Annotated in this window: 15 protein-coding genes; 5 read left to right on the top strand and 10 right to left on the bottom strand. The window is 52.9% G+C overall.

Annotated features, from left to right (window positions below; all coding sequences use genetic code 11):
• Positions 1-115: 115 nt before the first annotated feature.
• From R5L00_RS05665 to R5L00_RS05645, 5 genes are all read right to left on the bottom strand, one after another.
• Positions 116-961, bottom strand: coding sequence for a PEP-CTERM sorting domain-containing protein (locus R5L00_RS05665; RefSeq protein ID WP_317653717.1), 846 nt, complete (start codon positions 959-961; stop codon positions 116-118).
• 211 nt (positions 962-1,172) lie between these two features.
• Positions 1,173-2,162 (bottom strand): SGNH/GDSL hydrolase family protein, encoded by a 990-nt coding sequence (locus R5L00_RS05660; protein ID WP_317653716.1) that lies wholly within the window; start codon positions 2,160-2,162, stop codon positions 1,173-1,175.
• A gap of 360 nt (positions 2,163-2,522) precedes the next feature.
• Positions 2,523-3,089 (bottom strand): N-acyl amino acid synthase FeeM domain-containing protein, encoded by a 567-nt coding sequence (locus tag R5L00_RS05655; protein WP_411555606.1) that lies wholly within the window; start codon positions 3,087-3,089, stop codon positions 2,523-2,525.
• A gap of 790 nt (positions 3,090-3,879) precedes the next feature.
• Positions 3,880-4,665, bottom strand: coding sequence for an inositol monophosphatase family protein (locus R5L00_RS05650; protein ID WP_317654121.1), 786 nt, complete (start codon positions 4,663-4,665; stop codon positions 3,880-3,882).
• Positions 4,665-5,222, bottom strand: a complete 558-nt coding sequence (locus tag R5L00_RS05645) for a thioredoxin family protein (protein WP_317653715.1) — start codon at positions 5,220-5,222, stop codon at positions 4,665-4,667. Before R5L00_RS05645 ends, R5L00_RS05650 begins: the two co-directional genes overlap by 1 nt.
• A 151-nt stretch (positions 5,223-5,373) precedes the next feature.
• Between R5L00_RS05645 and R5L00_RS05640 the strand changes: the two genes are divergently transcribed.
• From R5L00_RS05640 to R5L00_RS05620, 5 genes are all read left to right on the top strand, one after another.
• On the top strand, positions 5,374-6,141 hold the full coding sequence (locus tag R5L00_RS05640; RefSeq protein WP_317653714.1) for a 16S rRNA (uracil(1498)-N(3))-methyltransferase: 768 nt from the start codon (positions 5,374-5,376) through the stop codon (positions 6,139-6,141).
• A 78-nt stretch (positions 6,142-6,219) separates the two neighbouring features.
• On the top strand, positions 6,220-7,560 hold the full coding sequence (argA, locus tag R5L00_RS05635) for an amino-acid N-acetyltransferase (protein WP_317653713.1): 1,341 nt from the start codon (positions 6,220-6,222) through the stop codon (positions 7,558-7,560).
• 130 nt (positions 7,561-7,690) lie between these two features.
• Positions 7,691-7,963 (top strand): oxidative damage protection protein, encoded by a 273-nt coding sequence (locus R5L00_RS05630; RefSeq protein ID WP_107693671.1) that lies wholly within the window; start codon positions 7,691-7,693, stop codon positions 7,961-7,963.
• Between the two features lie 76 nt (positions 7,964-8,039).
• The gene (gene ppk1 / locus R5L00_RS05625; protein WP_317653712.1) at positions 8,040-10,115 is read left to right on the top strand and encodes a polyphosphate kinase 1; all 2,076 of its coding nucleotides are present in this window, start codon (positions 8,040-8,042) and stop codon (positions 10,113-10,115) included.
• Between the two features lie 191 nt (positions 10,116-10,306).
• On the top strand, positions 10,307-11,854 hold the full coding sequence (locus tag R5L00_RS05620) for a CHAD domain-containing protein (protein ID WP_317653711.1): 1,548 nt from the start codon (positions 10,307-10,309) through the stop codon (positions 11,852-11,854).
• Positions 11,855-12,086: 232 nt separating this feature from the next.
• Here the strand turns inward: R5L00_RS05620 and fba are convergent, their stop codons facing one another.
• From fba to tkt, 5 genes are all read right to left on the bottom strand, one after another.
• Positions 12,087-13,151: a class II fructose-bisphosphate aldolase gene (gene fba, locus R5L00_RS05615; protein ID WP_107693674.1), complete on the bottom strand. Its 1,065-nt coding sequence runs from the start codon at positions 13,149-13,151 to the stop codon at positions 12,087-12,089.
• Between the two features lie 100 nt (positions 13,152-13,251).
• Positions 13,252-14,688 carry a pyruvate kinase gene (gene pyk / locus R5L00_RS05610; RefSeq protein WP_317653710.1) on the bottom strand — a complete coding sequence of 479 codons (1,437 nt, stop codon included), beginning with the start codon at positions 14,686-14,688 and terminating at the stop codon, positions 13,252-13,254.
• A 31-nt stretch (positions 14,689-14,719) separates the two neighbouring features.
• Complete coding sequence (locus R5L00_RS05605; RefSeq protein ID WP_317653709.1) at positions 14,720-15,910, bottom strand: phosphoglycerate kinase; 1,191 nt, start codon at positions 15,908-15,910, stop codon at positions 14,720-14,722.
• A gap of 123 nt (positions 15,911-16,033) precedes the next feature.
• Positions 16,034-17,035 (bottom strand): type I glyceraldehyde-3-phosphate dehydrogenase, encoded by a 1,002-nt coding sequence (gene gap, locus R5L00_RS05600; protein ID WP_107693677.1) that lies wholly within the window; start codon positions 17,033-17,035, stop codon positions 16,034-16,036.
• 81 nt (positions 17,036-17,116) lie between these two features.
• Positions 17,117-19,132: a transketolase gene (gene tkt, locus R5L00_RS05595; RefSeq protein ID WP_317653708.1), complete on the bottom strand. Its 2,016-nt coding sequence runs from the start codon at positions 19,130-19,132 to the stop codon at positions 17,117-17,119.
• Between the last annotated feature and the right edge of the window lie 151 nt (positions 19,133-19,283).

Genomic DNA, 19,283 nt, shown 5'->3' with positions numbered 1-19,283 from the left:
ACAGCGGGTCAATCGCGCGGGGAACGGCTGCGCTAGAGCCCCAGACATTAATTCGTAAAAAAAGCGCCCACGGAAGTAGGCGCTTTTGTATCTAGCTAAGCGTTGCGATCAATTATTATGCTTTGCGGCGGCGATAAGCTGCGCCGAATCCCAGAAGACCTATACCGACAAGCGCGAGCATGCCCGGCTCAGGGATCTCGGTAGAACCCCGCAGATTTGCGGTCCCTTCGAAACACCATGCTCCCGCTACGGCTGTGCCATTTTGACAGCCATTGGAGAAGCCTCCCGATACGTCGTTGGCATTTAACACATTATTGTTGAAAGATGCTGTAAGTGCGATGTCTGTAGGATTACCCGCCGCGTCAAGAACACCGTTTGCGTTAAGAAAATTGATCACATTGGTATCTCCCGGTCCTGATACATCAAACAAGCCAAAGCTCGCGCCGCTCAGCGTGCCGCCGGTAAAGAGACCAACAGCATTCAGAACAGCTGACGGGTCCGCTGTACCGCCCAGGTTATTGTGACCGTGCAACGTTGCCCATGGGCTTCCGCCATTAAGCGCCTGAATCGTGGCGAGGTTGCTCGGGGAATCTTGAGACAGCAGATTGAAAGGCGAGGCATTGCTAAAAAAAACTGAAACGGTCGTGTTACTGAACTCGACATAGCTCGCGGAGAAGTTTTGTGAATTGTTAAAATTTGCGACATAAAAAAGTCCGCAATTGCCGCTCCCGTCAGCGCAATAAGTATTGTCGCCATTAACAGTAGTAATGAAACCATACGCAGTTGCGTTCTGCCCGTTGCCAGTTATGAGGGTTTGAGCCAGGGTCGCAGTTTCCAGGTGAGTACGAGAAGGGTCTGCACCGAGCGCTCCAAAATCAATGCCGCCCACGACTATGGCTGTTGCTGGAGCAGATGCAGCAATTCCCGCTGCGGCAAGGAGTGTAGTTATCGTCTTGTTCATATCGCAAGTCCCAAAAAGTTAATAAAAAGAGGCGCGTGCATCCTTTCGATGTTTCACAGATACTCGGTAGCACTCAAGCAAGCTCTATGCCGAAATCGAAAGGCGTCACGCAACTCTTTGCACCAAAAGAACTATTAACTGATCTCACTATAGTGCTAAGGGATACTTTTTATTAATCTGTAAGAATTTTCGACAAATAGGGTTTGTTGAATTATTTCTTTGCCTTCAGGCTTTCAAGCATCGCGTCGCCGTAAAGCTTGTGGATAAAAGTGGTGGGGTGCATCAGATCCCAGAAAACTAAATGGGGGGGCGGCAATTCCGCGCTCACATCCACGTCTGGGCAGATGGAAGGATCCGTTATAAAACAGTCTGTCGCTCCTGTCCCTGGGGCCAGAACTTCCAGAGCAGGAGGGATAAGCATGAACTTCTTATCATCACTCAGCAGATTCTGTGATAGCGTAAACAGATCCACGTAAAAAATCTGGATTCCCCGCAGCCGCTGAGTCAATTGCTTAAGCGCCTGAGCCAGCTGTGCATTATGGCTTTGAGTGAGCGCCATGAAGTCCGCTCCACCCCCATTTACCTGAACCATTGGCGTTAAACCTAGGTCGGGGAGGTTCGGTATCAGGAAGTTGCGTGCGCCCAATGAGTAGAGGGTCTGTATGGCTTTGCTAATGTTTGTAACGACTTCGCTTGGCTGATCCGTTCTCCCCATAAGGTAATCGTTCGCTCCAGTCCATACCGCATACAGTGCACGGGAGTTGGCGGTTTTGCCATTCAAGACTTTGCGGTATAGCTCGATTTGCCCCAGGACCCCGGGGACGTATAATCCCCCGGGCATCTGGTTGAGATACCCCGATGTCGAGCCGCCAAATGCAAAGCTGACCCCTCCGGTTGAAGGGATCTTTGGCTTAGACAAAAAAGGGGTAAGAGATGCGTTGTCATCCAGTTGACGCCAGAGATACTCAACCGCGACGGGACCATTCGAAAACCGGCCTTGATAGTAAGTCTGATGGGGGCTTTCTGACGGAGGGATTGCCGGGTCGATTTTCTGAAGCTTGGTTATGGCTAAGACGTTCCCCGTATCGGACAGGCTATCGCCAAACACATAAAACGCGTTGTATTTCGGCTCTGCTGCCAGGACGGGGGTTAGTATGAAGGCAGCTGCAAAAAGGATCGCTACATTGATAATCTTTTTCATTCTTAGACTCCTCGTCGTAACGTTTTAACTTAGTTTTTATGATCTCCGCCTCAAGCGCAAGCCAGCAGAGCAACGTCGGTTCATCCGTCGCCACCAGTATAGCGTATGCTTGAAATCCTGCGCTAAGCGTTATTAAGGCGCGATATTCGTTCGGGGTATGAAGGCCAACGCTCGGGGGATGCGTTAACCGCCTCATGTCCCGTATGAGCCTTTTCAGGGGGAGACTGGGAGAGGATCAAAAGACAAGATTTGCGAAAACGAGGAACGAGGAGGAAGTGCTCTGGGGAATGAAAATCGGACGCACATGAAGTGCGTCCCAACACAACGATTATGGGCTACAACATCTGGTAACAGTACCTGCTAGCTATTATGTCGCTCAAGCTTTCTGGCTAAATCCTTTTCCTCATGTTTCGAAAAAAAATAAGGATAGAGGGATCTTTCGCTGGATCTGCATGAATCTGCCAGAGAAGAGATCTGAGCATTAACATAGTCCAACTCCAGGTGCATCAGTACCGCGGGCGCCTGGACACGGCGGCACGGCCGTTCTTCCCCGATCTGCTCGAGCCCGAGCATGCGGCGGTAAAAACCTGCATGACGTGGGTTCACTTCAATAAACAAGTCGGTCGCTTTGTGAATCTTATGCCCATAAATATGGGCTAAGTGGAACAGCGAAGCGAGGATTTCCTTTGAGCTGTACTGCGGATCTACTGCAAGCTTCGTGAGTTCGCACAGCTTTCTGCCTTCCCGACGAAACTCGTTGATTTCGTCAAAATAAAGTTCATCAGCACATAGACCTTCTTCCGAATCTAACCCCAAGGTGAGCGTGCCCACCACGCGGCGGCCCATTGTTGCTTCAAGCGTAAGCCGATTGGAGTTATGAGATGACACAACCAGATTCTCGGTCTCATAACCTCGCCACGAGTACATACGTTTGATCAGTGCGCCCACCTCGCTGCGAAGCCTCGAGGAGGCGTTGAGGCGAATGCTAAAGTCGCCCCGCGTGAGAAAACAGGCCTCATCCGTCGGTTCCTCAAGGAAATCAGGGACCTTAATACGAGCTGCTGGCCCAGGGCCCGGGGTCTTGCGTATTCCATTCGTTCCTACAGGCGCGGGTCGATGTACTCGATCAACACGCATATTTTCATCGTTGTGTAATTGCATGGGAAAGTATCTAGAAATCTAGTTAAGTTGGTTGAGATGCGAATAAACTTGGCAACTGAGGGTATAAAGAACGGCGTCGGGCAGAAATTTCTATGCATCAGTTTTGAACCTCAGATATCTCGATAAGTCAAACTGATGAAGGACGGCGATCTATAACGGCAAGTCGGGCATAGGCAACTTAAGAGTTGAAAATAATCTTTTACTTGGAGTAAGCACAAATTGTGCCAGAATATTAATCGTTCAAAAGCAGGAACTTAGCCTTAAAATTATCATTCAAGAGTGTCGCCAAACTCGACCGTATTTCAAGAGTTTTGGGGTAACGTCTTGTTGTTAAGGGTTTTTTGATTGTCGCCGAAAAGCGACAATCGTTGGATATTAATTTGTAAAGACATGATAGTGAGGGAAAGCTTTCTCTTTTTACCGCAGGCGCCTTGCTTACCCCCCTTCTCATGGCTCTCTGGGGGCGGTTCTGCGACAACGCGGCAGTACCTCCCATGTTGAGAAGTTGTCATGGACGGAGTCTAGATTCGGAACTGAAATGAGGACGAATTAGAGGCTATCTATGCGCCCGTACCCAATCCCGCCATTGGGAGAAAAGGTTGGGATCCAGGGCCGCGATGGCAGGACGTTGCCAGAGTGGTTCCGCCCAGAAATCATCGCGATCGAAGCCGGACATATGACCCCCCGCCTCTTCAAGGATGAGGCTGCCGGCAGCGTAGTCCCACAGCTTTTGTCCCCCGTGCAGATACAGGTCGAAGCGGCCCGCGGCGGTGTAACACCATTCAAGGGCGCAAGATCCGTAGTTGCGTTGGGAAGAGAAAGGCCGCGTTGCGGAGCAAATCGCCTGTGCAAGTTCCGGGCTGAGTCGCTTTAGATCAATGTTCGCTACCGCGCCCCGTAATGCCGGCACATGTGCCTTGATGGGCAGCCTCTCACCATTGAGGTGGGCACCACAGCCTTTCTCAGCATAAAACATTTCATCCGAAACCGGGTTATACACTACGCCGAGAACACTTCTCCCATGACGCATCAGGGCAACCGATACGGCAAAATAGGGCAGGCCGTTAACAAAGTTTGTCGTGCCATCGATGGGGTCCACGCACCAAAGTCCGCGGTCGCCCACTTCCCAACGGTCCTTTTGCTCCTGTTCCGTCATCTCCTCCGCCACAACGGGGACTCGATAAATCTCGCATAGTTCACGCGACAATGCTTCCTGAGTGGCGATATCCGCTTCAGTAAAGAGGCTGCCGTCAGCCTTTCGCTGGCGCGCGACTCTCAGGTAGCGCGGCAGGATCTCCTGCTGTGCCACGGACTTGATGGCAGCAACGACAGCTTCCAGCACTATTCCATCCGCCACTTGATCGAGCAACCGATACTTGGTATCTGTTCCCTCGGACCCTGCCCGGTCTTGGCTACTTGCAGCATGCCCTCATACAGGTCGCGCCTTATATCAGCAGGGGCCGCCTCCTTGCGCGACGCGTCTAATCGCCCGCGGTATTGCAATTCAAGTTTGCTATTGAAGCCAAAGAAATCCGGCGTGCAAACCGCTCCGTACGCCTTCGCTATTTCCTGGGTTTCATCCCAAACGTAAGGGAATGTAAAGTCAAATTCGCTCGCCACTTTAGCCATGTTATCGAAGGAGTCCTCCGGATAGTCGGCCGGATCGTTCGACATGATTGCAATCGCGCCGATACCTGCGTCGCGCAGTTCGTTCACGTCGCGCGCGATTCGATCACGGATCGCCTTTACATAAGGGCAGTGGTTACATATAAACATGACCAACAATCCTTTCTCGCCCTGGGCGGATGCGAGGTTATAGCGCCGTCCGTCTACCCCGGGCAGATCAAAATCTACTGCCTTCCAACCAAAATCACAAACTGGTGTTTCCAGACTTGCCATGTTTTTCTCCTGATCGAATGACAAACAATTTAGGTGCGCCGCCGGATATAATTGATAAGCTCTCTAGTTCTCAACGTGGCTGACATTGTTGAAACAGCAATATTATCACGGGAGTGGAGCAATCATTTCTCCCCGCATACTCCGATAATTTATGACGCTCCCTCGCTTCTACTGCCCTGTCGAGATCTCCCCTGGTCAGACCATCGATCTGCCGGAGAGCATTGGGCATCACGCCGCACGCGTGCTGCGGCTCGAACATGGAGCCGGACTGATATTATTCAATGGTCGTGGGGGAGAGTTCCGGTCAGTTATTACTCGTATCGGCAGGAACAGCGCCACAGTTGTAGCCGAAAAGCATCTGGCTATTGAGCGTGAGTCGCAGCTTTCGATTACGCTCGCTCAGGCCATTTGTGGGAGCGAAAAGATGGACTGGATTGTGCAGAAAGCGGTGGAGCTGGGCGTAAACCGTATTCAGCCTTTGGCAACAAAACGAAGCATCGTCAGGCTTTCGGTCGAGCGGGGCGAAAAGCGACTGGACCACCTTCGGAAGGTTGTTATCTCCGCCTGTGAACAGTGCGGGAGAAACCGTATTCCCGAGGTTTCGCAACCCGCGCGGCTGCAAAACTGGCTTGGCCAGCAAATCATTTCCCCTACGAATCTGGCTGGTGACCCACCTGTGGATTCATATTTCGTGCTTTCCCCTGCAGCAAAGGAAGGCTTGCGTTATTATTCCCTTACGTCTCGAGTGACCGCTATCACGCTGCTAGTGGGGCCGGAGGGTGGCTTTGCCCCGGAAGAAGAGGCAGCTGCCGTCCTCGCCGGGTTTCTTCCGTTGAGGCTCGGTCCGCGCATTCTCCGCGCCGAAAGTGCGGCACTAGCGGCAGTTGCTGCAATGCAAGCGCTATGGGGGGATTACTGATTCTGCGCGCTGTAACTTGAACGATAAGCGGTGCGAGATTTAGAGGGGTAGTTCAACTGGTCTGTCTAAGGTATAACTGTGAGATTCGATAATGACTTCGTTACGTGGTTCCGCTCAGTAGCGCCTTACGTCAATTCGTTCCGCAACAAAACATTTGTAGTTGCCTTCGGCGGCGAAGTGGTCGCCGACGGAAAATTTGTCGAGCTCGTTCACGACCTCAATTCGCTGGCGAGCCTGGGGGTGCGACTAGTGCTGGTACATGGTGCGCGTCCGCAAATTGAATCCCGACTAGGCGAACGCAGTCTCCAGACGATTTATATCAGAGGAATGCGAGTCACCGACGCGGATACGCTGCAATGCGTAAAAGAATCAATAGGACGCGTTCGGGTCGAAATTGAGGCCTTGCTGTCAATGGGATTGCCCAATTCACCCATGGCGAATGCTGCTATTCGTGTGGCCAGCGGAAACTTTGTCACCGCCCGCCCGGTCGGGATTATCGAGGGTATCGACCTGATGCATACCGGGGAGGTCCGCAAAGTAGATACCGCGGCGATCCGGGCGCGGCTGGAGCAAGGCGAAGTCGCGCTGCTTTCCCCGCTAGGCTATTCACCGACCGGCGAAATTTTTAATTTGACTCTGGAAAATGTGGCCGCCGAAACCGCCATCGCGCTCAAAGCGGAAAAACTCATCTTTTTGATGGATCCCGAGGGAATTGAAAAAAGAAATTCCGAGTGCTCCGAGGCGGTACTGTTGCGCGAGTTGACTGTGGCCGAAGGCAAAGCGCTGCTTCGCGAATCAGCGAGCCAGGGTGCCAGGCTCTCCGAGGACGTTCAACTGTACCTGCCCTTTGCTTTGCAAGCTTGTGAGCGCGGCGTATCGCGTGTTCACCTCATCAGTCGCCACGTGGACGGCGCAATGCTGCTGGAGTTATTCACTCACAGCGGTATTGGAACCATGATATCGGAGGGTCCCCTCCAGAATTTAAGAGACGCAAGGATAGAGGATGTCGGCGCGATACTGCAATTGATAGAACCGCTCGAAGCCGATGGAACCTTGGTGCGCCGTAATCGTGAATTGCTGGAAATGGAAATTGCACGCTTTGTGGTAGTCGAGCACGATTGCATAATAATCGGTTGCGCGGCCCTCTATCCCTTTCCTGACGACAATGCGACCGAACTTGCGTGCCTTACGGTTCATTCCGATTATCGCAGCGCGGGGTGCGGCGACGCGTTGCTCAAAAACATCGAGGGTAAAGCAAGATCGTTAGGGAGCAAGAAACTGTTCGTGTTGACAACTCGAACCGCCCATTGGTTTGTTGAACGCGGATTTGTTGAAACCGGGGTAGGCGAATTACCGAGAGCAAAGCAGGGGCTATACAATTATCAGCGGCGTTCGAAGGTGTTCGTTAAGCAGCTTTAGCTGTTGTGGAAATACCGGAACACGGAGGCGGGGCTACGGTGAGCTTACGCTCACCCCTTGGTCCCGCCGCAGCTTAAGAGGCTCCACCCTTAGATTGAATTTCATTCGCTATCCATTTGGAGAAAATCTAATGGCGAGATTGGTAAAATGCATCAAATTGGGGAGGGAAATGGAAGGACTGGATTTTCAACCTTATCCGGGCGAATTGGGGAAACGTATTTTCGACAACGTCTCCAAGGAAGCGTGGGCTGGCTGGATTCAGCATCAGACGATGCTAGTTAACGAAAACCGCCTGAACCTCTCAGATATTAAGGCTCGAAAATACTTGGCCGAACAGCTAGAGGCGTATTTCTTCGGGAGTGGAGCAGAGCAGCCGCTGGGCTATGTGCCACCCGCGACGTGAAGTATTACAAAGAAAAAGAAAAGCACGGCGTTTCGCCCCTTTCGTCAACGTTGTCTAAGCGGTGATTATTATCCCGATGACAAATGCCTCAGCTGGCACCGAGTTTCTTAATCGGGAGTTAGGTCAGATAGCCTTCAACCGGCGAGTTCTTGCACAGGCGGAGAATAAAGCCACTCCGTCGCTGGAACGCCTGAAGTTTCTCTGCATCGTCAGCAGTAATTTCGATGAGTTTTTCGAGATACGCGTTGCGGGCCTGAAAGAGCAGATGAAGCTGGATACGCCCGGATTTGGACCTGACGGCATGGTGCCGCATCAGGTGTTCAAGTTGGTATCCGAGCAGACGCATGAACTGGTCGCGCGCCAGTATCAATTATTGAACCAGGAAATTCTGCCTGGGCTCGCAAGCGAGGGCATCCATTTTCTCCGCCGTTCCGCCTGGAATGACGTTCAACGCGAGTGGATCAAGGCCTATTTCTTTCGGGAACTGATGCCGGTACTTACTCCTATAGGTCTTGATATTTCACATCCTTTTCCGCGAGTGCTTAACAAAAGCTTGAATTTCGCGGTTGAACTGGAAGGCAAGGACGCTTTCGGGCGCAGTTCCGGAACAGCCATCGTTCAGGCGCCGCGGGTGTTACCACGCGTAATTCAGCTTCCCGGCGAAATCAGCACCTCCGAATATAACTTCGTGTTCCTATCGTCGATCTTGCACGCCCACGTAGGGGAGCTATTTTCCGGTATGAGTGTGCTGGGCTGCTACCAATTCCGCGCGACGCGCAACAGCGATTTGTTTGTGGATGAGGAAGAGGTAAAAAACTTGCGGATCGCTCTCCAGGGCGAGTTGCCTCAACGACATCTAGGCAACGCGGTACGGCTGGAAGTGGCGGACAATTGTCCTCAGCACATGTCAGATTTTTTACTGGAACAACTTGATCTTTCTCGAGACGACTTCTACCAGGTAGAAGGACCGGTAAACCTGGTGCGGCTGATGCAGGTGCCTGACCGTATCGCACGACCCGCCTTGAAGTTTCGGCCCTTCATTCCTGGCCTGCCGGTAACGCTGCAAAAGAAAAAAGCAGCGGATATTTTCCAGATGATACGAAGGAACGATATTCTGTTGCATCATCCTTTTCAATCATTTCAGCCGGTTATTCATTTTCTCCAGCAGGCTGCAACCGACCCCGACGTAGTTGCCATCAAGCAGACAGTATACCGAACGGGAACTGATTCCCTGGTAATGGCGGCGCTTATCGCTGCGGCGAGTAGTGGCAAAGAGGTGACCGTCGTGGTGGAGCTTCTGGCTCGTTTCGATGAGGAGGCCAATATCAATTGGGCGGGCCGCCTGGAGGAGGTCGGAGCGCACGTAGTATATGGTGTGGTCGCGCTTAAGACTCATGCCAAGATGTCAATGGTGGTGCGGCGTGAAGAGGGCAAGCTGCGGCGTTACGTCCATTTGGGAACGGGTAATTATCATGCGAGTACCGCCCGGCTCTACACGGATTTCGGACTCTTTACCTGCCATGAGGAAATCTGCGCCGACGTGAACGAAGTATTCATGCAACTGACGGGCCTCGGGAAGGCGGGAAAGTTAAAACATCTATGGCAATCGCCGTTCAGCTTCCACAGCCAGATACTCGCAGCAATCAATCGTGAAGTTCAGTGCGCCAACTCGGGGAAACCCGCTCGCGTTATTGCAAAAATGAATGCGCTGCTTGAGCCGCAGATCATCAAGGCGCTTTACGCCGCCTCAGGAGCGGGGGTTAAGATCGACCTTATCGTTCGTGGAGTGTGCGCACTACGTCCGGGCGTCAAAGGATTGTCGGAAAATATCCGAGTGCGTTCGATAATAGGGCGCTTTCTCGAACATAGCAGGATTTTTTACTTTCGAGGTGATGGAACACACGCCATATACCTTTCCAGCGCGGACTGGATGGATCGGAACTTCTTTCGCCGAATAGAGATATGTTTTCCGGTTCTGGAGCCGAAATTGAAAAAGCGAGTCCTTACAGAGGGCCTTAACGTATATCTCAAGGACAACACGCAGGCATGGGAAATGGACGGCGAAGGTAACTACCATCTCAAAACCGGCCGCAAAGGGCAGAAACTGTGCGCACAGGAGGCATTGCTTACGGAACTGGCGGCCGCGAAATAAGGCTGAGGCAGCAGGACGACGCAGGACACGCAACGTCACGCTTGATCAGCTGGCGACTTTTATCTTCCTCTAGGAGCACTCCGTTTGCACACCGAGGCGAGGTGCACGATAAACGTGCCAGCCTTCGAATTCGGCGAGCGGTATTGAACGGCGGGCCGAATGCCTTCGAGATTTCTAGTAATACAGGAGCCATGTACACCGAAATCGAGCTTAAATTGCGGGTGCGTGCGGCCGATGTCAGTCGCTTGCAGCGTAGGCGGTTAATAAAGTCCCTGAGTATCTCTCCCGCTGTTAACCAAAAACTCTACAGCGTTTACTACGATACCGGTAGCCATGACCTCAGGCTTAAGGATATTGCACTGCGCCTGCGCCGTGACGGTAAGCGCTGGGTGCAGACCATCAAAGGGAAGGGTGAGGCCACGGCCGGATTGCACCAGCGATATGAATGGGAGGTCCCCGTACTGCACGCGCGACCCGATCTCACCAAAATTTCCGATCCTGCAGTCCTCAGCTTGTTTGATAACGCCAGGCTGCGCGAGAGTTTGCATCCTATATTTACTACCGAGTTCAACCGTAGCAAACGCATTTTGCGGCTTGCCAGCGGCGAGGTAGAGTTCTGTCTCGATCGCGGGACAATTACGGCTGGCGATGCAAGCATATCCTTTTCAGAAATTGAACTGGAACTAAAATCGGGCAGTTCCGCTTCATTGTTCCAGCTCGCCGTGGACTTGCTCGCTGTTATTCCCTTCAGGCTCGAGAATAGGAGCAAGGCGGAGCGGGGGTATGCGCTTGCCGCCGGTTCCGAATGGCTACCCCAAAAGGCATCACCTGTGAATCTGCGTCCCGGAATGAGCTTAGGCAGTGCGTTTGGCGCCATCACAGCGAGCTGTCTCAATCATTTACTTAGTAATGAGTCTGGTATGCTCGAAGGTCGGGATGTTGAATACTTGCACCAGATGCGTGTTGCCGTTCGGAGGCAGCGTTCAGCCTTGAGTATTTTTTCTCCGCTATTCGCAACCGACTCTAATTCTATAGCGCGGGAGTTGAGATGGCTTGCACGGCAAATCGGCTCCGCCCGGGATTGGGACGTTTTCGTAACTGAAACATTACCTCTTATTTTGAGCGCGTTTCCACAACACTCTGGCATGTTGGCGCTACGGGACCAATGCGAGCAACGACGTTTGCATTATGCCAGCCTCGGGCGCGGCGCAGTGGAGTCAAAACGGTACATAAAAATGATGTTGAAGCTGGGCGAGCGGATAAGCGCAGAGTCGGGATCATCCTTGGCGGGCTCTCATTTACGGGACGAGTTGGAAAGTGATAGTCGTGAAAAAAGCTTAGAAGAATTTGCGGGGGAACTGCTGACCCGCCGTCATGACAAATTGAAGAAACACGGTAGAAAACTGAAGGGTTCCGGCGTTAGAGAATTGCATCGGCTGCGTATCGCGATCAAGAAGCAGCGGTACGCAATAGAGTTTTTCGTCGGACTATATCCCGACGAAGCGCCCCGGTGTTATAGTCAGTCGCTAACCAAGCTCCAGGATATTCTTGGAAAAATGAACGATGTCGCCACCATGGAACGCTTGCTCGGGGAACTGCCGGGTTGCGAAGATGACCTTGCTGTGCAGCAAGCGATTGGTGTCACACTCGGCTGGGGCGCGTGCCTAGCGCTGAAAAAAAAGCGGGAGCTGGGTCGTGCATGGAAATCTTTTTACAAGACTGATCCATTCTGGCAATAACTGGCTGCATACGGAAATGTGCTTAGCCACGATGTTTGGTTGAGCAACTCTCCGCACCACGGACCGGCAGGTGCGGTCCCCTAGCCCAATCGAGCGAGAAGGCTTTATAGAATGAGACGGAGTTGACGACCGGATTTTCTCAAAAAAATCAATCAACCCTGACTTTAATCCCCTTAGTTGCTGGTCCACAACAGGCATAGCCTGTCTGGACCAGCTCGGTTTTTCTTCTTAACTATTTAATAACGGCTTTCAGCTCACCCTTGGTATATTTGGTCGCCATGTTCTCAAGCGAGATCGCTTTGATCTTGCCGGCCTGCCCTGCGCATCCAAATGCTTCAAAGCGGGCCTTGCAAATATCTTTTGCCGCTGCAGTTGCATCCTTGAAATATTTGCGCGGATCGAATTCGCTTTTGTTTTTGGCAAGATGGCGGCGGATTGCGCCAGTCATCGCAAGGCGGATATCGGTATCGATATTTATTTTACGGACGCCGTGCTTAATGCCTTCCTGAATTTCCTCTACTGGAACCCCGTAAGTCTCTTTCATATCCCCGCCATACTCGCGGATGATATCGAGCCAATCTTGTGGTACTGAACTGGACCCATGCATAACGAGGTGAGTGTTGGGAATGCGCTGGTGAATTTCCTTGACGCGCTGGATTGCGAGAATATCGCCAGTGGGCTTGCGCGTGAATTTATACGCTCCATGCGAGGTTCCGATGGCAATGGCCAATGCATCCACCCCCGTTTGCTTGACGAAGTCGGCGGCCTGCTCCGGATCGGTCAGCAGTTGGTCATGAGACAGCTTGCCCTCGGCTCCGTGACCGTCTTCAGCTTCTCCCATTCCGGACTCAAGCGAGCCCAGGCAGCCCAGCTCGCCTTCGACGGAGACCCCGACAGCATGGGCCATGTCTACTACCTTGGCTGTAACTTCGACGTTATATTCGTAAGAAGATGGCGTCTTGGCATCCGACATCAGTGAGCCGTCCATCATTACACTTGAAAATCCGCTCCGAATGGCGTTGATGCATACCGCCGGGGACGCGCCGTGGTCCTGATGCATGACGATGGGAATATGCGGATAAGCCTCCACCGCCGCGGCGATAAGGTGGCGTAAGAAAGCCTCACCGGCATACTTTCGCGCGCCAGCGGAACCTTGCATGATCACCGGGCTGTCACATTCATCGGCTGCTTGCATGATAGCCTGGATCTGCTCAAGGTTATTGACGTTGAAAGCGGGCAGACCATAGGCGTTTTCCGCTGCATGATCCAAAAGTTGACGCAGTGATACGAGTGCCATTAGAGCCTCCTTCAGGTTAGAATCAGTGTATGGTAAATCGTAAACGGTGAACTGTCCGTGATTAAGGCAGGAATCGATACGCCGCCTTCTGCTTATTCCCTCACGCCTTTCGGTACTCGCCTACCTTGACAATTTTCATGGTATTGGTTCCTCCCGCCTTCCCCACTGGCTCGCCAATGGTCATGAGGATCAGGTCACCGTTCCGTACCACGCCACGCTTGAGCAGTTCGTTTTCAGCATGGTTCAATATGATTTCAGGATCGTTCGAGCCGCCACCGAACTTTACCGGGTAGACGCCCCGGAACAATGTCATCTTACGGCGAGTATCTTCTTGCGGGCTGAGAGCGAATATAGGAACATTCGAACTTCTGCGCGACATTAATAATACCGTTCTTCCGCTCTGCGTAAGCGCCGCGATTGCGCGGATTTTCAAGCCACCTGCGGTGAACATGGTGGCGCGGGCGATGGCCTCTTCTATAGTTTCTGGAAGCTCCCCCTGCAGCCGGCGGTTTTCGCCGCTTACCAGATACTCCTTTTCTGCTTCCAGGCAGACTCTAGCCATAGCTGCAACCGCTTCTACGGGGTACTGTCCCGACGCGGATTCGGCTGAAAGCATTACTGCGTCGGTACCATCCAGCACCGCGTTCGCTACATCGGATACTTCTGCGCGGGTTGGAATCGGACTGCTGACCATTGATTCCATCATTTGCGTGGCAGTCACCACCAGTTTATTGTTGGCGCGAGCGGTTCGGATCATGCGCTTCTGTAGCGCAGGCACGACCGCGTCACCTACTTCCACAGCAAGATCTCCACGCGCCACCATGATAGCGTCGGAAGCCAACAATATATCATCCAGCGCAAGAATCGCCTCCGATCTCTCGATCTTCGCCATCAGCAGGCTCTTGCCACCCGCGTCCCGCATTACGTCCCGCGCCCAGCGCATGTCGTCACCTGAGCGGGGGAACGATACGGCGAGATAGTCGGCTTTAAGCGCTGCTGCAGTTTTGATATCTTCCACATCCTTGCCGGTAAGGGCAGGCGCGGTAAGTCCGCCGCCCTTGCGGTTGATACCCTTATTGTTGGACAAGATACCGCCTTGCTCAACCACGCAATATACTTGGCCTCCCACAACCTCTGAAACACCGAGTACGATACGGCCATCGTCCAGCATCAGTGTGGCGCCGGTTTCTACATCGTTCGGCAGCTCCTTATAATCCAGCCCTACCCGTTGCTGATCACCCAAGGCACACTCGGCGTCCAGTATGAATTTATCGCCGGTCTTTAGAAAAATCTTGCCGGATTCAAATTTGCCGATACGGATTTTTGGGCCCTGCAAATCTGCGAGCACACCTACGGCATGACCTGCGGCCCGTGCCAGGGATCGGGTCAATTCAGCATATTCGATGTGTTCTTCCCGTGTGCCGTGAGAAAAATTGATACGGACGACGTCGACCCCGGCATTAATCATTCGCTCAAGAACCTTGGGATCCTTGCATGCGGGGCCAAGTGTTGCGACTATTTTTGTTCTTCGAATCATATTTTATAGGAGGGCAGTGGACACGCAGCCGTCAGCTGCGCTTCTCACCAGCCCGCTGTTCGAGTATCTCCACAGCAGGCAGCTTCTTTCCTTCCAGAAATTCCAAAAATGCGCCCCCGGCAGTCGATATATAAGATACCTTGTCATAGATATCGTACTTCTGAATCGCAGCGATGGTGTCGCCGCCACCAGCGAGGGTGAACGCCTTGGTTTCCGCAATCGCCATGGCAACCGTGCGCGTTCCCGCGCCGAACTGATCGAACTCAAATACCCCAACCGGCCCATTCCACACAACCGTACCGGCTTTCATGATGATGTCGGCCAACTCTTGCGCACTTTTCGGGCCGATGTCAAAAATCATTTCGTCATCGGACACGGAATCCGCATCTTTCAATATTGCTGGTTCGTTCGCATCAAATTTCTTTCCGACCACGACGTCCACTGCGATTGGTATCCTGGCATCGCGTTTCGCCATCTTATCCATAAGCATTTTTGCGGTTGGGACGAGATCGTCTTCGCATAACGATTTTCCCACGTTCTTTCCCGCAGCGTTGAGGAACGTATTCGCTATGCCCCCCCCTACCACCAGTTGATCTACCTTCTCCGAAAGCGACTCCAATACTGTGAGCTTTGTCGAGACCTTCGAACCCCCCACGATCGCTATCATGGGCCGCGCAGGGTTCAGGAGGGCTTTGGTGAGGGCTTCGAGCTCTTCTGTCAGGAGAATTCCGGCACAGGCAACGGGGGCATATTTGGCGATGCCGTAGGTCGACGCTTCGGCGCGGTGCGCGGTTCCGAAGGCATCCATTACGAACACGTCGCATAGCTGGGCATATTTTCGCGCAGTCTCATCGAGATTTTTTTTCTCGCCCTTATTGATGCGGCAGTTTTCCAGGACCACCAGTTCGCCATCCGCTATTTCGAAATCATCTTCTACCCAATCCTTGATTAAACGTACGGGCTTGCCTAGGCGGGCAGCGATGTTGTCGGCAACCGGCTTGAGGGAATTTTCTTCAGACCATACGCCCTCTTCGGGGCGGCCCAGGTGTGAGGTGACCATCACTTTGGCCCCCTGCTGAAGGCAATAGTTGATGGTCGCCATGGAAGCTGCAATACGCGCGTCGGAGGTTACCTTGCCCTCCTTTACGGGTACGTTTAGATCGGCTCGAATAAAAACGCGCTTGCCCTTAAGATCGAGGTCGGTGACTTTTATGACGGACACTGATGACTCCAGATTTGGGATGGTATAAGGATGACTATGGACTTTCCTTCCTATCGAAGGAATAGAGGCGTGGGGAGGGATTGGTGAGAATTACTTCAATCCCTGCCCTTCGTTTCGGACGGATTATTTAGCTGAGACAACCCGGGCCATTTCCAAAATCTTGCTGGAATAGCCCCACTCGTTATCGTACCAGGACACGACTTTAACGAAGCTGTCGTCCAAGGCCATACCCGCCTCCGCATCGAAGATGGAAGTACAGCTGTCCCCACGGAAATCCGTAGAAACGACCTTCTCATCGGTGTATCCGAGTATTCCCTTCATCGGCCCTTCCGAGGCCTTCTTCATCGCTGCACAGATGTCTTCGTAACTGGCATCCTTATTCAGCTCAACGGTGAGGTCCACCACCGAAACATCCGAAGTCGGCACGCGGAAAGCCATACCGGTGAGTTTGGTGTTCAATTCAGGGATAACCTTGCCCACGGCTTTCGCCGCGCCGGTCGATGACGGAATGATATTCTCGAGGATACCACGTCCTCCGCGCCAGTCCTTGTTCGATGGCCCATCGACAGTTTTCTGGGTGGCGGTCGCCGCATGAACCGTCGTCATTAATCCGCGCTTGATGCCAAAGGCATCGTTTAACACCTTGGCGATGGGGGCCAGGCAGTTAGTGGTGCACGAAGCATTGGAAATAATGGGTTCCCCGTCATATGTTTTATCGTTTACGCCATACACGAACATGGGCGTGTCATCTTTCGAGGGAGCCGACATGATGACTTTCTTCGCGCCGGCCGCGATGTGCTTCTGGCAGCTTTCCTTGGTGAGAAAAAGGCCGGTGGATTCAATGACAACGTCGGCGCCAACTTCTCCCCATTTCAGTTCAGCGGGGTCCTTAACTGCGGTGAGACGAATTTTCTTTCCATTGACGACCAGAGTATCTCCCTCCACCGAGACGTCGCCCTTGAAGCGTCCATGCACGGAATCATGCTGCAGCATGTAAGCCAGGTAGTCGGGCTCGAGCAGATCGTTGATAGCGACGATGTCAATGTCCGGAAAATTTTGTACCGCCGCACGGAATACCATTCGTCCGATGCGGCCAAAACCATTGATACCGACTTTGATTGTCATTTTTTTAAACTCCTTGGATAGAAAAAAGAAACTCAGGCGTAGGAAGGGCTCGGTCGCGTCGAAATTAACACTTGGCTTGGCCTAAAGTACGCTATTTACGGCTTTCACCACATTCTCAACAGTGAAGCCGAAGTGCTTGAAAAGTTCCCCTGCCGGCGCTGACTCGCCAAATGTATCAATCCCGACAACCGCGCCTTCAAGCCCCACATATTTCCGCCAGTAATCGGTGATACCTGCCTCCACCGCAACGCGTCCTATGCCCTTGGGCAAAACGCTATCCTTATACTCCTGATCCTGCTTGTCGAACACATTCGTGCAGGGCATGGACACAACGCGTACCTGAATGCCGGTCTCCGCGAGCGCTTTTTGCGCCATCATAGCCAACGCAACTTCAGATCCGGTGGCGATAATGACTGCCCGGGGTTTTCCGTCCGCAGCTTCCGACAGAATGTAGCCTCCCTTGTCAATCTGCTTGATCAGCGCTGCATCACGTTTCTGGAAAGGAAGGTTTTGTCGGCTGAAAATCAGAATCGAAGGGCCATCCCTGCGTTCAATCGCGCGTGCCCAGGCAACGGTCGACTCGACCGTATCGCAGGGACGCCACACATTCATGTTGGGAATATAGCGCAGGGTTGCAGTCTGCTCTACGGGTTGATGCGTGGGGCCGTCCTCGCCCAACCCGATCGAATCGTGGGTGTATACGAAAAGGCAACGAATTTTCATCAGCGCCGCCATACGCAACGAGTTGCGAGCATATTCGGAAAACATGAGGAAGGTCGCCCCGTAGGGGATAATGCCGCCATGCAACGACATCCCGTTCATCATGGCGCTCATGCCGAATTCCCGCACACCATAGTATATATAGTTGCCACCATTTTTTTGGGTTATGCCTTTGGAGCCTGACCAAAGGGTAAGATTGGACCCGGCCAGATCTGCGGAGCCGCCGACCAGTTCGGGCAATGCCGGGGCAATACCTTCAATGGCGTTTTGCGAGGCCTTGCGGCTGGCAATGGTTTCTTCCTTCGCATTTACCCGGGCGATCAGTCCTTCTACGTGTTCGCTCCAGTCGTCCGGCAAGTCGCCGCCCATGCGCCGCGTGAACTCGGCTGCCTCGGCGGGATATTTCTCGGAATACTCAGCAAACCTGCGGTTCCATTCATCCTCCAGCCCTTGGCCTTTGGAACGGGCGTCCCACATTTCATAAACGTCGGCTGGAATTTCAAACGGCAGATAATTCCACCCGATATGGGGCCGCGTTGCGGCAATTTCCAGGTCGCCCAGCGCCGCGCCATGAACCTCGTGAGTATTGGCCTTATTGGGGGAACCCATGCCGATTACCGTTTTGCAACAGATCATCGATGGTTTGTCGCCAGCCTGCTTGGCGGCTTCGATAGCGGCCTCTATTGCTACCGGATCGTGCCCGTTGACATCAGGCACCACATGCCAGCCGTATGCTTCGAAGCGCTTGGGTGTGTCGTCGGTAAACCATCCTTCCACGTGCCCATCTATCGAGATACCATTGTCGTCGTAAAAGCAGATCAGCTTACCTAATCCAAGCGTACCCGCCAGAGAGCAGGCTTCATGGGAAATGCCTTCCATCAGACAGCCATCACCCAAGAATACGTAAGTATAGTGGTTGACGATATCAAAGCCGGGGCGGTTAAACTCTGTAGCCAGGATTTTTTCCGCAAGCGCCATACCCACTGCATTTGTAATCCCCTGCCCCAACGGTCCGGTAGTGGTTTCCACACCAGGGGTGTATCCATACTCCGGATGGCCTGGTGTTTTGGAGTGAAGCTGCCGGAAGCGTTTGATCTCCTCCATCGGCAGGTCATAGCCCGTCAGGTGCAGCAAGGCATAGATCAACATCGAGCCATGTCCGTTGGACAGCACGAACCGATCGCGGTCAGCCCACTCTGGATTTGCGGGATTGTGGCGCAAGTGATGAATCCACAACACCTCAGCTATTTCTGCCATACCCATCGGCATGCCGGGGTGACCCGAATTGGCTTTTTGCACGGCATCCATGGCCAGTGCACGAATAGCGCTGGTAAGGTTTTTGAAAACCGGCGCGTCAAAATCTCTAAATGTTCCCATGACCACGGACTCCCTTGTTCTACAGATAAGGCACATAAAAACACCGCTCCCTAACCCGGGTAGCGGTGCGGGTCGGCAAAGCCACTATTATCGCTTAAGATACGATGTCAGACAATATGACAATCTAGGGCAGTCTCGGTGGAAGCGGGCG

Origin of the sequence: Nitrosospira sp. Is2, from assembly GCF_033095785.1 — a bacterium.
Taxonomy (GTDB): domain Bacteria; phylum Pseudomonadota; class Gammaproteobacteria; order Burkholderiales; family Nitrosomonadaceae; genus Nitrosospira.
This window is presented reverse-complemented; position numbering and strand designations above follow the sequence as displayed.

Bases quoted from the DNA above. Each gene is read 5' to 3' on its own strand.
- gap (WP_107693677.1), bottom strand. From the start codon at position 17,035: ATGACAATCAAAGTCGGTATCAATGGTTTTGGCCGCATCGGACGAATG.
- R5L00_RS05665 (WP_317653717.1), bottom strand. From the start codon at position 961: ATGAACAAGACGATAACTACACTCCTTGCCGCAGCGGGAATTGCTGCA.
- R5L00_RS05640 (WP_317653714.1), top strand. From the start codon at position 5,374: ATGACGCTCCCTCGCTTCTACTGCCCTGTCGAGATCTCCCCTGGTCAG.
- ppk1 (WP_317653712.1), top strand. From the start codon at position 8,040: ATGACAAATGCCTCAGCTGGCACCGAGTTTCTTAATCGGGAGTTAGGT.
- R5L00_RS05630 (WP_107693671.1), top strand. From the start codon at position 7,691: ATGGCGAGATTGGTAAAATGCATCAAATTGGGGAGGGAAATGGAAGGA.
- R5L00_RS05660 (WP_317653716.1), bottom strand. From the start codon at position 2,162: ATGAAAAAGATTATCAATGTAGCGATCCTTTTTGCAGCTGCCTTCATA.
- R5L00_RS05620 (WP_317653711.1), top strand. From the start codon at position 10,307: ATGTACACCGAAATCGAGCTTAAATTGCGGGTGCGTGCGGCCGATGTC.
- fba (WP_107693674.1), bottom strand. From the start codon at position 13,151: ATGGCACTCGTATCACTGCGTCAACTTTTGGATCATGCAGCGGAAAAC.
- R5L00_RS05645 (WP_317653715.1), bottom strand. From the start codon at position 5,222: ATGGCAAGTCTGGAAACACCAGTTTGTGATTTTGGTTGGAAGGCAGTA.
- R5L00_RS05655 (WP_411555606.1), bottom strand. From the start codon at position 3,089: ATGTACTCGTGGCGAGGTTATGAGACCGAGAATCTGGTTGTGTCATCT.
- pyk (WP_317653710.1), bottom strand. From the start codon at position 14,688: ATGATTCGAAGAACAAAAATAGTCGCAACACTTGGCCCCGCATGCAAG.
- tkt (WP_317653708.1), bottom strand. From the start codon at position 19,132: ATGGGAACATTTAGAGATTTTGACGCGCCGGTTTTCAAAAACCTTACC.